Here is a 13113-nt window from a genome sequence, read left to right on the forward strand (position 1 = left end):
TAACTGTCGAAAAAGGGTTGTTGAACAGTCCCTTTCGATATACATAAATAACATAATTTCATTTTTGTCAAGTACTTTTTCAGATCCAAAAATTCTCCCCAAAAAAACTCACTTAAACTGATACACCGCAATATTCTCAAACCCATCCAGCAGCGTATCCATCTTCCGGAATGCAATTGCCGTGCCCTTTGCCACACAGTGAATAGCATCCTTTGCCACAACGCACTTCACCTGTAACGTACGCTCCACCAGTTTCCGCAGACCGCCCAGCATAGCACCGCCGCCTGCCATAAGTACACCGTTTTCGTAGATATCTCCCACCAATTCCGGCGGTGTTTCCTCCAGAACCGTTTTGATTGCCTCAATAATATCAGCAACTACGTCCTCCACCGCCTCGAAGATCTCCAGCTCGCTGACCTCCTGCATTTCCGGCAGTCCGCTGACCAGATTACGTCCCTTGACCCATGCCGTCACATCGGCTCTGGGGTCGTAGAGATTGGTCATCTCGATCTTGATTCGTTCCGCTGTGCGTTCCCCAATGAGAAGCTTGTACTTGGTCTGCATATAGCGGATAATTGCCTGATCCAGTGTATTCCCTGCCGCACGGACAGAATGAGAAGTAACAACACCGTTCATGGAGACAATCGCCACATCAGTAGTGCCGCCGCCGATATCCACAACCATATTACCTCGTGCCTTGCCGATATTCACCCCAGCACCGATCAGCGCCGCAATGGGTTCGTCGATCAGATAAGCTTTTCGAGACCCAGCACTCATAGCAGCCTCTACTACCGCACGCTTTTCCACATCCGTAATAAAAGACGGCACACAAATAATAATCCGTGGCTTTGTGAGACGGTGTCCGGTGACCTGTAGGATAAACTCCCGGATCATATACTGGGTCATGCGGTCGTCAGAAATGACGCCCCCAGAAAGCGGACGCACTACCTCAATATAATCCGGCGTTTTGCCGATCATCTGATAAGCACGCTTGCCCACAGCAAGAACTTCCTTCGTGCGTGTATGATAAGCAATGGCAGAGGGTTCGCTGAGCACAACGCCCTTTTTCCCCAATGTAATCACTGTATTTGCCGTCCCCAAATCTATCCCGATGTCTGTTTTGCTCATGACGATTCCTCCTGTTCTTCTGCTTCTGCACAGCCTGCTTCTTCCGGCAGATGCGCAGTCTCTGTCCCGGGTCTCTGCTGTTCCAACAGCATCTCCCGCAGACAGGTATATCGATACATCCGGCGGTTGTTATCCACCATCTGATAAATGACATTTTTTGAGCCGATCAATATCAGCAGCCGACGGGCACGTGTCACCGCCGTATACAGCAGATTCCGATAATACAGCTTCGGAAATCCGCCCAGCAGCGGCATTACCACCGCCTGGAATTCGCTGCCCTGGCTCTTATGCACAGTCACAGCATAGGCAAGCTCCAGCTGATCCAGCTGGTCAAAGGAATAAGTTACATGACGACCATCAAAATCTGCCACGACTTCCTGACTCTGCCGGTTTATGGCACGGAGATAACCGATGTCACCGTTGAAAATACCGGTACCGCTTTCCCCGTCCTTATGCCAGATAATGTCATAATTGTTCTTGATCTGCATGACCTTGTCGCCTTCCCGAAAGGTGTACAGCACAGACTTCACTTCCGGCAAAGTCTTGGACGGCGGATTGAGCACCTCCTGCAAACGCTGGTTCAGTTCCACCACGCCCATAATACCCTTTCGAGACGGCGTAATGACCTGGATATCCTCCGCAGGCGAATAGCCATAGGCCTTGGGCAAACGTTCCTGCACCAGCTCCAACATAAGCGAGATTGCCGGTTCCGGTTTCAGCCGCTGGAAGAAAAAACAGTCGCTTTTTTTCTGAGTCAGGTCTGGATATTCCCCACGGATAATCTTGTGAGCATTGGTAATGATACTGCTCTTCTGCGCCTGACGGAAAATTTCTTTCAGTGCCACTACCGGAACACGTCTGCTGTCAATGAGGTCACGCAAGAGATTGCCAGCCCCCACAGACGGCAACTGGTCACAGTCTCCCACCAGCACAAGCTTACAGCCCAGCCGCAGTGCCCGGAGCAAATGCTCAAACAACAGCACATCCACCATAGACATTTCATCTACAACCATAACATCGCAGTCCAGAGGATTCTGCTCGTTGTGCTGAAACCGCATATTGCCGGACATATCATATTCCACAGCCAGCATTCGATGTATTGTGCTTGCTTCATAGCCTGTCAGGTCAGATACACGGCTGGCAGCACGTCCCGTAGGGGCAGCAATCATCACACGATAACCCTGCTTTTCATACAATGCAATAATGGCGTTCAGCGTGGTAGTCTTACCTGTACCAGGACCGCCGGTGAGGATCACCATGCCTCGGGATAATGCTGTGGTAATCGCCTGCCGCTGCAATGCCGCATAGTGCATTCCCTGTTCCGTTTCCTGTGCGTCAATGAGTTCAGTAAAATCTGTCCGATCCTCCGGTGCGCTGAAATCCATGATCACACCCACACGGTCTGCAATATACCGCTCTGCGATGTAATAATCCTCCAGAAAGATAAAAGGTCTCTCTGCCTTTTCGTAGACATAGATCACATGCTCGTCCAAAGCCTGGGCATATGCTGCATCAAAATCTTCCGGCTGCACTTTCAGATAACTGCATACCTTGGGACGAAGTCTATCCAGCGGCAAACAGGTGTAACCAGAGTTGGCGTTATATTGCAGCAAATAGACAATTCCTGCCTGCACCCGCTGGGGTGCAGAGGCGGAAAAGTGCATGCCATATGCCACAGCATCTGCTTTCTGAAACTCCAGGTCGATCCCCGGTGAACACAGCAGATAAGGATTTGCCGCAAGGAGATCCATGGCACCTGCACCCCATCGCTGATAGGCACGCATGGCATATTTGGAGCGGATCTCATACTGCGCCAGAAACTGCATCAGAGAACGCAAGGCAAAGATCTGCTGTACTTCTGCGGCAATGGCTTCGCACTTTTTCGGCGAAATACCACGTATCTCCAGCAATCGGGTAGGTTCTTTCTCCATGATCACAAGAGTCCGGTCACCGAATGCCTCCACGATTTTCCGTGCCAGAGAGGGCCCAATGCCCTTGATCGCACGGGAGGAGAGATATTTCTGGATATTCAAGGCATCTGCCGGGAGTTTTCTCTCCCAGTACTGTGCCCGGAACTGTGCGCCGAAGCGGGGATGGTTCACATATTCCCCATCCACCAGAAGCCGCTCGCCTTCTTCCGCCTCGCCGATCTCACCCACCACGGTGACCGGGGAGCCGTTGACATCCAGTTCCAGCACAGTATAGCCATTCTGGTCGTTGCGGTACAGCACATGTTCCACAATACCCTCCAAATGCAGCGGTGCTCTTTCTGCCAAACAGATCCCCTCCCTTTTCTGTGATCAGCATCTGCATTTCCTGCTTCTTTTTATTATACATGTTTTTTCGACGAAATGCAATCGTTTTTTTCAGCTTCTCGCATTTTCCCAAAAATTTTCACAAGTTCCGACACACGGCAGTATCGAAAACCGCTGTGTGTCCGACAAAAATCCGTGCAGACTGACTCCAGACACCCGTCCTCGGTACAATCCACCAGCCAGACCGTCTGTACCAAGTCGCTGTCCGTCCATAAGACCTGTGCCGCCAGCGCATCCAGATACAGCTCCAGACCGTCTCTCTCATGTAACAATGCCAACGCCGCCAATTCTTCCGGCAATTCCTGGGACAAAAGCCGCCGGCAAAGCCCCAGGGCAAGCAGCATCATCGCCGCCAGCACGCAAAGCACCACCAGCCAGACTAACCCTTCCACCTATTTCACCTCCCGTTTTCCGCCTTTCATTCCATTTTATGCCCGGAGGTGAATTTAGTTACAATGAGGAATTAGGAGTTAAGAATGTCGGCGTTCGCTTCGCTCACATAAATTAAAAATCCATCGCCGCAGGGGATACCGCCATTTCTCATTCCTAACTCCTAATTCAAAAAGCGGAACAGCTGCTCTGAGCCATTCCGCTTTCAATTTCTATTGCCTGATATAGATCAGCCTTCGTTTTCCTGTAATTCCTGGAAGAAGGTGAAATAATCCTCACGCTTTTCCTTAGTGAAGGCAATTGCCGTCCGAGGATGCTGGTTCAGATAGCCTGTCAGCAGATACTGGATATCATAGCCCCAAACTACACCATCATTTTTCAGTTTCTGCATCTCATCCTGGAGGAAACGCAGTACCGGCTTGATGTCATACTTAGGATTCTTCAAAAAGCCCAGCAGCAATTCCATTGCACAGTTACCTGCACCGCGTCCCATTGCCGCCATGGTTGCATCCAGATAGCTGACGCCCATCATAGCACATTCCGTGGTATTTGCAAATGCAAGCTGCTGATTGTTATGCGCATGAATACCGACCTGCTTGCCGTACTTCTCCGCAGCTTCCAGATACCGCTGTGCCAATTGACGCATTTGCAGCGGATAAAGGGAGCCATAGCTGTCCACCAGATAAATCACATCCACGCTGCTCTTGCCCAGCATTTCCAGTGCTTCTGCCAATTCAGACTCCTGTGCCTTGGAGACTGCCATAATATTGACAGTCGTATAATAACCCTTCTTTGCACAAGTTTCGATCATTTCAATGGCTGCCGGAATAGTGTTGATGTAGGTGGCAATACGCACCATATCCAGAATACTGTCCTGCTTGTCGGGCAGATCTCGTTCCACATTGGCACGACCCACGTCTGCCATAACAGCAAGCTGCATTTTCGGATCCAGAATATCACCCAGTACACCACGGATGGCATCCTCGTGGCAGAACTTCCACTTGCCGAACTTGGACTCGTCAAACAGCTCCGGGTCTGCCAAATAGCCGATTTCCATGACATCGACGCCGGCACGGACATTGGCAAGATACAGTTTGCGCACAAAATCATCTGTAAACTCAAAATTGTTCACCAGACCGCCATCACGAATGGTGGCATCCAGTACTTTTATATCAGGCCGATAGGAGATCATCGTGCCCTTGATGGATTCGCTCATACAAAATTCCTCACTTTCTATTCCCTCCGCAAATCTGCGTGGTATCTTTTATTATACCAAAAAATCAACTTTTCGACAAGTATTTTTCCCAATTTTTCGACAAAGCCGCCGGAATCGTGAATTTGACCAATGCGGCAGCCACAAAATTAGTTAGAATGACAAAAAGGACTGCCATTCCCGACAATCCTTTTTCCTGCATCCGATTTATTCTCCATCTGCTGACGTATAGTAGCTTGGCGTTTCTGTTGAAAGATCCCGCAGGGCATAATATGTATACCCATTTTCTCCATCCGATGAAGTATAAAATGTGTCGATATTTCCATCAGAATCATATGTGGCAAAAACCTCTGTACCCGGATCGCCGCAGTTGGTTTGCAGCTCTTCCGTGGGAATCATGGAATCCGTAACCAGTGAAATGGACTGGCACGAACTGGATTCCGCAGCATTTCCCAACAGTACCGCATCCTCTGGTGCAATGGGATTCTGATCATAAAATGCCATTCCATAGTAGCAGACGCCCTCATAGACAATCGCATTCAGTCCCTCTCCCTCGGGAATTTCCGCCTCGGAAGAAGAAAAATTCGCATTCTCCATTTCAGTGGTATCTGCTGCATTTTCTGTCGTTGTTTCAGCTGAACTGCACCCTGTCAGCAACGCTGCCAGGATAAAGCTGGTAATTACCTGTTTTTTCATAAAAGCCCTCCTTTAATGAATTAATAATAAGACCAACGCCATGTAGTATATGTCGTTTCTTCCGTTGCGTAATATATAAAATCAGATGTTGCATACATAGTGTCGGAAGAAACATAAACCGCTACATGATCCGTTGTCGACGAATTTGAATCATCGATATAATAGACAGAATAACCGTTATAAACGTTAATTCCAGACAAAAGAACACCATGCGTAGCATCTCCTGTAAGACTCATATGAATAGGATTATTTTTTTGCAACTGCGCAATGATTTCATTATAGTCCATCATTCCCATATACCGTTTCACAATGCCGTCTCCAAACAGATAATTATAACCACGCAAAATCCATGTAGACGTTCCGGAAGGTGTTGAACCATACTTAGTATCCAAAACATACGCAATGTACGATGCTACCATATTAGAATTTTTAAGATAATTATACTTAGTCGCCATTGTTGCCGCCCAGCAAAGCCCAGCGCCTTTATACGAACTATTAGCAACCCGAGTTGTATTCAACTGGATATGGTACAATACTGAGCTTGAAGAAGATGGCATAACAACGGTAGTCTCTTTTTCAATTGCTGAACAATTAAATGTGGAATTCTCTTGAATTGATGTGAGTTCAAAAGCATCTTCCGTTTGTATCGTAAACTCATCATTTGCATTAGTCAAAGCTATCTCAGTGCCATTATTATAGCAACTTTGAGCTTGAACAAACAAATCGCTAACTCCATCATTTTTTTCAAAAGATGAATAATACTGTCCTTCATAACTACCAATAGTAAGAGTTCCGACGATGCTGTCATTATCAAACACAAAATATATGTTAGGTTCACATTCTGTTTGATCATCATCAATCAAATTAAAAGAATTACTTATTGATATCTCAGAAGATTCTGAAATTTCACCATTGAGATATGCCGGCAAAACCATGTCAATATACTCCATAAGGGCATCGCCACTATTGATAGTCGCTGAAACAGCAGTTGGAATCGTGATAGCAGATGTAAACACCACACCGCTCACGAAAGCTATTGTACGCATTACTTTTTCTTTCTTCATTACAATTCCTCCATAAAATCAAATTAATGTTTTAGCAAGTGTATTTAGTTTAAAGCACTACAAAAATCATATGATTATTTCGTATTTATATTATAGCATAAAAAATCATTCTGTCAACACTAAAAAAAAAAATAGAAAAGAAAAAGCAGTATTTTCATGTTTAAATTTCTTTTGGAAAGCGATATACTAAAAATAGTATACTTTCAGGAGGTATCTTATGTTTTTTTCTGAGACAGATCTGTTAGAATTCATTGAAGAAAATGATGTCAAGTTTATCCGCATGACATTTTGCGATACATTCGGCAACATGAAAAACATTGCCATCATGCCCCGGGAATTGCACCGTGCCATTACCTACGGCATTCCCTTCAACGCAACCGGACTGCTGGAGGCATCCCATCAGAACCTATTGCTGAAGCCAGACACATCCACCCTCTCTATTCTGCCATGGCGTCCCCAGTCGGGGCGTGTGGTACGGTTTTTCTGCACCCTTTACCGCATGGACGGCACACCCTATGAAGGCGATCTGCGCTGCAATCTTCGTGAAACCATGAAATCCATCCAGAACCACGGTCTGCAATGCGAAATGGGCACTCGCTGCGAGTTCTATCTGTTTGAAACAGATATGGAAGGGAAGCCCACACGAATTCCCTGCGACCAGGGTGGCTATCTAGACGTAGCACCTCTGGATCAATGTGAAAATACTCGACGTGAGATCTGCCTGTCTCTGGATGAAATGGGGCTGAATCCCACCACATCCTGTCACAAACACGGTCCCGGACAAAACGAGATCGACTTTGCATGCAGCAATCCCCTGACCGCAGCAGATAATATGGTACATTATAAAACTGTAGTCAAAACCATTGCTGCCCAGAACGGCTTCTATGCCTCCTTTATGCCGAAGCCTTTCCCCGACAGCAGCGGCAGCGCTCTGAAGATCACCATCCGGGTCAAAAAGGACGACAAGAGCATTTTTGGCACAAGCCCTGAAACCATGCTGCCGGAAGGACGCGCCTTCATTGCCGGCATTCTCAACCGGGTACGGGAATTCACCATGTTTTCCAACCCCACTGTCAATTCCTATGAGCGTTTTGGACTTCGTGCGGCACCAAGCCAGATCAACTGGTCTGAAGAAAACCGGATCCCACTGATCCAGCTGCTATACTCTCCCGGCAGAGATTCTTCCATCGAATTCCGCTCCGCTGACCCCTACTGTAACCCGTATATTACCTTCCAGATGCTGCTGAGCGCCGGCATGGCTGGTATTGAAAATGGCGAGGAACTGACAGACACCATGAACGCTGCCAATGACACTTCTGCTTTCCCGACGCTCCCCTCTTCTTTGCAGGAATCCATTACCCTGGCACAAAACAGCGAATTCGTCCGCTCCATTCTGCCGGAAACTCTGATTCGTGATTTTTCCGCCGCCATGCAGAAAGAAGTAGAGGCATATCATGCCGCCGATGACCCACAGGCATTTTGCTTTGATCGGTATTTTTGAGAAAAGTTCCATGCAAATTTTAAGAAACAGGAGGGAATACAACGGTGTATTCAGAACGTACCCTGCTGATCTCCGGCTCTGACAAAGGACTGGACGGCGTTACCAGTTTTTTAAAAGCCTGCGGCTGCGGCTCTGTTGCTACCATCTCCAGCGGCAGTGAAGCACGGCGAATGATCCACCACGATGACTACAGTCTCATTATCATTAATACGCCGTTAAAGGACGAATTTGGCTATCAGCTATCTCTGAAGCTAAGCGAATCCACCTGCGCCGGGATCATCCTTATCTGCAAGGCTGATGTTGCCGATGAAATGATCAGTCGAACTATGGACTATGGAGTCTGCGTAGTGCCGAAGCCCCTGAACAAAACGATTTTCTCCCAGGCGATCCGCACAGGATGTGCATTCAACCGCCGTCTGCTGGCACTGCACAAGGAAAACAACAAGCTTCGTGCCAAACTGGAGGAAATGCGGTATGTCTCCCGTGCCAAATTCCTGCTGATCACAGAACAGAACATGACGGAAGAGACAGCCCACCGCTATATCGAAAAAAGTGCAATGGACACCCGGCGGACGAGAAAAGAGGTCTCGCTGGAGATCATTGCGAAGTATGAGTAACCTCGATGGTTGATCACATAAAGTGACTATTTCCATTTATTTTTTCACACAAAAACGAATACAAACGAAAAACGGATGAACACAAAGAGTTCACCCGTTTTTGACTTTTATAAACAAAACCGTTTACTTCGTTCCAAAGATACGGTCGCCGGCATCGCCCAGACCCGGCACAATATAGCCTTCTTCGTTCATGGTCTCATCCACGCCGCCGCAGTAAATATCCACATCCGGATGTGCTGCCAGCAGGGCATCACGCCCCTCCGGACAAGCCAAAAGGCACAGGAACTTCACGCTCTTCACACCCATTTCCTTCAAATCGGAGATCGCAGCAATTGCCGATGTACCTGTTGCCAGCATAGCATCTACCACAATTACCTCGCGCTCTGCAATATCATCCGGCATCTTGGAATAATACTTCACTGCATCATGTGTGCCCGGTTCGCAGAAAATGCCAATATGTCCGATCTTTGCCGCCGGGATCAGAGATGTCACACCCTCAATGAGTCCCAGACCTGCACGCAGAATAGGCACAAATGCCAGCTTTCTGCCGGAAATCACCTTTGTCTTTGCAATTCCCTGGTGCGTCTCAATGGTTACCTCTTTCATAGGCAGATCCCGTGTTGCTTCATAACAAATGAGCATTGCTGTCTCAGAAGTCAGTTCCCGAAACTCCTTTACACCTGTTGTCTTGTCCCGCATCAGCGAAATTTTGTGCTGTACCAGCGGATGGTCTACTACATGAATTCCTGCCATGATATTCTCCTCCTATCACCATTCTTGTTCTAATTCTGTAATCATATTTACACGTGTTTCGTGCCGGCCGCCCTCAAAGGGGGTATCCAGAAAAATTTCTACCAGTTCCAGTGTCAGACCGCTGCCCAACGTACGAGCTCCCATGCACATGACATTGGCATCATTGTGCAGTCTGGTGTACTTTGTAGAAAATGCATCTGCGCACAGAGCCGCACGCACACCGCGAATTTTATTTGCCGCAATGGACATACCGATACCGGTGCCGCAGATCAGAATACCCATGTCACCCGGATGGGATGCCACTGCTGTGCCTACCGCCTTTGCGATCACGGGATAATCCGTCCGCTCTCCATTACAGCCGCAGTCCTCTACTTCCAAATTTCGCTCTTTCAGCAGTGCAATGACCTCCTGCTTTCGTTCAAAGCCGGCATGGTCGCACCCGATCCAAATTTTCATGTGCATCTGGCTCCTTTGTCATATGATTGTTTTATTATAACATATTTTTCTTTCCATTGCAAGGTGCTTTTGTTAAAAAACACAAAAATTCTATTTGATAAATTGCGGAATATGCAGTGGCAAACTATTCCGCCTTCCGTTTCTCCTGCAAATCCTTCTCTGCCTTCACCAATTGCAGATATTCCGGCATGAGTTCCTCCGGCTTCTGCCACTGGCTGCGTGCTGCTGCTGCAAGGCAAATACCCTTGCCGTTTTGCAGCCGTTCAGCAGGGGAAGCAACTGACAGCAAGTCTGCCGGTTCCAACAGCGCCGTCCCATCACCGGTCAACAGCACCGATTCTCCCAAGTTTTCCAGCAGCTGCTGTAATTCGCCCAGTTCCAGCATGCCATCCGGCTGCATAGGCATCACTTGCGTCCCATCACTGCGATACAATCCGGCATAAACCAAAGACTGTCTCGCCAGCATCATCGGACAAATGATCCCCTGCCAAGACAAATTCTGCCACGCCAATCCTTCCAGGGTAGAGACCCCAACACAGGGAATATGCAAAGCAAATGCCATTGCTTTCACTGCCGCAATGCCAATGCGCAAACCCGTATAAGAACCCGGACCATCTGCAACTGCAAGGCCGTCTATTTCCTGCCAGGTCAGCCCTGTATCTGCCAGCATCCGTTCCGCCAGGGGCAGGATCACCTGAGAATGGGTTCGCTTTGTGTATACCGTCTGCTGCGCCAGAAAGCACTGCATTTCCGTGTCATACAGTGCCGTCGCAGCCACCTTACCGGAAGTATCAATTCCCAAGATCCGCAAACCGCTCATCTCCTTCTACTGTGATCTCCCGTGACGCCTCAGAAAGCCGCCGGATCGTGATCCGTATCGCATTTTCCGGGAGTTCCGACGCAATGTTTTCCGACCACTCAATGGCAAATACGCCCTCATCCAGAGGATAATCATAAAAGCCGGTGGATTCCAGATCCAGCACACCATCAATACGATACATGTCAAAATGATATAAGGACAGCCCTTCGCCATGATACTCCTGCACAATGGCAAAAGTGGGTGAGGAAACCACATCGGGTAGTCCCAATCCTTGCGCAAGTCCCCGGGTAAAGGTGGTTTTGCCTGCACCCAGACCACCGAAATAGGCAATGACATCCCCAGCGTGCAGACGTTCGCCGATGGTTTTCGCCAGTGCAATGGTATCCGCCGGGTCGTTTGTTGTCACCACAACTTTTGCCATAGTGCTACCTCGTTTCTCAGAACAAACCTGTAATATTACCCTCGTTGTCGCAGTCAATGCGCAGTGCCGCCGGAGACTTCGGCAATCCCGGCATGGTCATGATACTGCCTGTGAGCACGACAATAAAGCCTGCACCATTAGAAAGGGTCACGTCACGCACAGTCACAGTGAAGTGTTCCGGCCTGCCAAGCTTCGCCGGATCATCAGACAGGGAATACTGGGTCTTTGCCACGCATACCGGCAAATTACCGCAGCCCAATGCTTCGATCTGTGCCAATGCCTTTTTCGCTGGTGCTGTAAAGGTCACGCCATCTGCCCGGTAAATTTCTTTTGCGATCTTCTCCACCTTTTCTTCCACAGACAAGTCTGTATCATAGAGCACATGGAAATTGGACGGCTTTGTTTCAATGGTCTTGCAGACCTTTTCTGCCAGTTCCTTGCCGCCTGCACCGCCCTTGGCGAATACCTCTGCCATAGCAACCTCAGCACCCAATCCCTCGCAGAATTCCTTCACAAAAGCAAGCTCTGCGCTGGTATCGCTCTGGAATCGGTTGATCGCTACGACTACCGGAACACCGTACTTTTTCATATTTTCAATGTGCACCTGCAAATTCAGGATACCTTTTTTCAGTGCGTCCAGATTTTCCTCCGTCAACTCTGTTTTCGGCACGCCGCCGTTATATTTCAGGGCACGAACCGTTGCCACCAGTACCACGCAAGACGGCTGTAATCCGCCGTATCGGCACTTGATGTCAAAGAATTTTTCCGCGCCCAAATCAGAGCCGAAGCCTGCCTCTGTGACGCAATAGTCGCCCAGCTTCAGCGCCAGTTTTGTGGCACGCAGAGAATTGCAGCCATGCGCAATATTGGCAAAAGGACCGCCGTGGATCAGTGCCGGCGTATGCTCCAGCGTCTGTACTAGGTTAGGCTTCAGGGCATCCTTCAGCAGTGCTGTCATAGCACCGTTTGCACCCAGATCCTTTGCATAGACCGGATTACCGTCCAGGTCATATGCCACCAGGATCTTCCCCAGCCGTTCCTTCAGATCTGCCAGATCGGACGCCAGACACAGGATCGCCATTACTTCCGAAGCCACGGTGATCTGGAAACTGTCGCTTCTGGGGATACCGTCAATTTTTCCACCCAGACCAATGACAATATTCCGCAGGGCACGGTCGTTCATGTCCAGCACTCGCTTGAGCATAATACGGCGCTGGTCAATGCGCAGTGCATTCCCCTGCTGCATGTGGTTATCCAGCATAGCACAGAGCAGATTGTTTGCTGCAGTGATGGCGTGCATATCACCGGTAAAATGCAGGTTAATATCCTCCATAGGCACGACCTGTGCATAACCGCCGCCGGCAGCACCGCCCTTGATGCCGAACACCGGACCAAGAGATGGTTCACGCAAGGCAAGAACAGTTTTTTTCCCCAGCTGATGCATTGCATCTGCCAGTCCCACGCTGACAGTCGTCTTACCCTCGCCAGCAGGAGTGGGGTTGATTGCCGTCACAAGGATCAGCTTGCCGTCCGGCTGATCATCCAGTTTCCGGAACAGCGCCTCAGACAGCTTTGCCTTATAGTGACCGTAATACTCAATATCCTCTTCAGCAATGGACAGAGAAGCAGCGATTTTCCCAATGGGTTCCATCTCAGCATTCTGTGCGATCTCAATATCTGACAACATATTTATCTCTCCTAGTATAATAATGATATAGTCAAAAGACGGTTCTGAGATA

14 protein-coding genes are annotated in these 13113 nt (G+C 48.6%); 2 read left to right on the forward strand and 12 right to left on the reverse strand.

What is annotated here, in order from left to right; all coding sequences use genetic code 11:
* Positions 1 to 108 precede the first annotated feature (108 nt).
* The 7 genes from QZ375_RS01765 to QZ375_RS01795 form a co-directional block, all read right to left on the reverse strand.
* On the reverse strand, positions 109 to 1128 hold the full coding sequence (locus tag QZ375_RS01765) for a rod shape-determining protein (protein ID WP_295214315.1): 1020 nt from the start codon (positions 1126 to 1128) through the stop codon (positions 109 to 111).
* On the reverse strand, positions 1125 to 3404 hold the full coding sequence (locus tag QZ375_RS01770; protein ID WP_295214317.1) for an ATP-dependent RecD-like DNA helicase: 2280 nt from the start codon (positions 3402 to 3404) through the stop codon (positions 1125 to 1127). The genes QZ375_RS01765 and QZ375_RS01770 overlap by 4 nt, the downstream gene beginning before the upstream one ends.
* A 53-nt stretch (positions 3405 to 3457) precedes the next feature.
* Positions 3458 to 3835: a hypothetical protein gene (locus QZ375_RS01775; protein ID WP_295214319.1), complete on the reverse strand. Its 378-nt coding sequence runs from the start codon at positions 3833 to 3835 to the stop codon at positions 3458 to 3460.
* Between the two features lie 227 nt (positions 3836 to 4062).
* On the reverse strand, positions 4063 to 5049 hold the full coding sequence (locus tag QZ375_RS01780; RefSeq protein WP_295214321.1) for an aldolase catalytic domain-containing protein: 987 nt from the start codon (positions 5047 to 5049) through the stop codon (positions 4063 to 4065).
* Positions 5050 to 5113: 64 nt separating this feature from the next.
* Positions 5114 to 5248: a hypothetical protein gene (locus QZ375_RS01785; protein WP_295214323.1), complete on the reverse strand. Its 135-nt coding sequence runs from the start codon at positions 5246 to 5248 to the stop codon at positions 5114 to 5116.
* Between the two features lie 5 nt (positions 5249 to 5253).
* A complete protein-coding gene (locus QZ375_RS01790; protein WP_295214325.1) occupies positions 5254 to 5742 on the reverse strand; it encodes a hypothetical protein in 489 nt (162 codons plus the stop codon).
* 20 nt (positions 5743 to 5762) lie between these two features.
* Positions 5763 to 6806 (reverse strand): hypothetical protein, encoded by a 1044-nt coding sequence (locus QZ375_RS01795; protein ID WP_295214327.1) that lies wholly within the window; start codon positions 6804 to 6806, stop codon positions 5763 to 5765.
* Between the two features lie 217 nt (positions 6807 to 7023).
* Between QZ375_RS01795 and QZ375_RS01800 the strand changes: the two genes are divergently transcribed.
* Together QZ375_RS01800 and QZ375_RS01805 are read left to right on the forward strand one after the other, a co-directional pair.
* Positions 7024 to 8307 (forward strand): glutamine synthetase family protein, encoded by a 1284-nt coding sequence (locus QZ375_RS01800; protein WP_295214329.1) that lies wholly within the window; start codon positions 7024 to 7026, stop codon positions 8305 to 8307.
* Positions 8308 to 8351: 44 nt separating this feature from the next.
* Complete coding sequence (locus QZ375_RS01805; protein ID WP_295214332.1) at positions 8352 to 8924, forward strand: ANTAR domain-containing protein; 573 nt, start codon at positions 8352 to 8354, stop codon at positions 8922 to 8924.
* 123 nt (positions 8925 to 9047) lie between these two features.
* Here QZ375_RS01805 and upp read toward each other — a convergent pair whose 3' ends face one another.
* The 5 genes from upp to QZ375_RS01830 form a co-directional block, all read right to left on the reverse strand.
* Positions 9048 to 9677, reverse strand: coding sequence for a uracil phosphoribosyltransferase (gene upp / locus QZ375_RS01810; RefSeq protein ID WP_295214334.1), 630 nt, complete (start codon positions 9675 to 9677; stop codon positions 9048 to 9050).
* Positions 9678 to 9692: 15 nt separating this feature from the next.
* A complete protein-coding gene (gene rpiB / locus QZ375_RS01815) occupies positions 9693 to 10133 on the reverse strand; it encodes a ribose 5-phosphate isomerase B (protein WP_295214336.1) in 441 nt (146 codons plus the stop codon).
* Between the two features lie 124 nt (positions 10134 to 10257).
* Complete coding sequence (gene tsaB, locus QZ375_RS01820) at positions 10258 to 10944, reverse strand: tRNA (adenosine(37)-N6)-threonylcarbamoyltransferase complex dimerization subunit type 1 TsaB (protein WP_295214337.1); 687 nt, start codon at positions 10942 to 10944, stop codon at positions 10258 to 10260.
* Complete coding sequence (gene tsaE, locus QZ375_RS01825) at positions 10925 to 11374, reverse strand: tRNA (adenosine(37)-N6)-threonylcarbamoyltransferase complex ATPase subunit type 1 TsaE (RefSeq protein WP_295214339.1); 450 nt, start codon at positions 11372 to 11374, stop codon at positions 10925 to 10927. Before tsaE ends, tsaB begins: the two co-directional genes overlap by 20 nt.
* Positions 11375 to 11390: 16 nt before the next feature.
* Positions 11391 to 13061, reverse strand: a complete 1671-nt coding sequence (locus tag QZ375_RS01830) for a formate--tetrahydrofolate ligase (RefSeq protein ID WP_295214347.1) — start codon at positions 13059 to 13061, stop codon at positions 11391 to 11393.
* Between the last annotated feature and the right edge of the window lie 52 nt (positions 13062 to 13113).

The sequence above is a fragment of the Ruminococcus sp. genome (genome assembly GCF_019417665.1).
Classification (GTDB): domain Bacteria; phylum Bacillota; class Clostridia; order Oscillospirales; family Ruminococcaceae; genus Ruminococcus_C.

Bases quoted from the DNA above. Each gene is read 5' to 3' on its own strand.
- QZ375_RS01765 (WP_295214315.1), bottom strand. From the start codon at position 1,128: ATGAGCAAAACAGACATCGGGATAGATTTGGGGACGGCAAATACAGTG.
- QZ375_RS01780 (WP_295214321.1), bottom strand. From the start codon at position 5,049: ATGAGCGAATCCATCAAGGGCACGATGATCTCCTATCGGCCTGATATA.
- QZ375_RS01785 (WP_295214323.1), bottom strand. From the start codon at position 5,248: ATGCAGGAAAAAGGATTGTCGGGAATGGCAGTCCTTTTTGTCATTCTA.
- QZ375_RS01790 (WP_295214325.1), bottom strand. From the start codon at position 5,742: ATGAAAAAACAGGTAATTACCAGCTTTATCCTGGCAGCGTTGCTGACA.
- QZ375_RS01795 (WP_295214327.1), bottom strand. From the start codon at position 6,806: ATGAAGAAAGAAAAAGTAATGCGTACAATAGCTTTCGTGAGCGGTGTG.
- QZ375_RS01800 (WP_295214329.1), top strand. From the start codon at position 7,024: ATGTTTTTTTCTGAGACAGATCTGTTAGAATTCATTGAAGAAAATGAT.
- upp (WP_295214334.1), bottom strand. From the start codon at position 9,677: ATGGCAGGAATTCATGTAGTAGACCATCCGCTGGTACAGCACAAAATT.
- rpiB (WP_295214336.1), bottom strand. From the start codon at position 10,133: ATGAAAATTTGGATCGGGTGCGACCATGCCGGCTTTGAACGAAAGCAG.
- tsaE (WP_295214339.1), bottom strand. From the start codon at position 11,374: ATGGCAAAAGTTGTGGTGACAACAAACGACCCGGCGGATACCATTGCA.
- QZ375_RS01830 (WP_295214347.1), bottom strand. From the start codon at position 13,061: ATGTTGTCAGATATTGAGATCGCACAGAATGCTGAGATGGAACCCATT.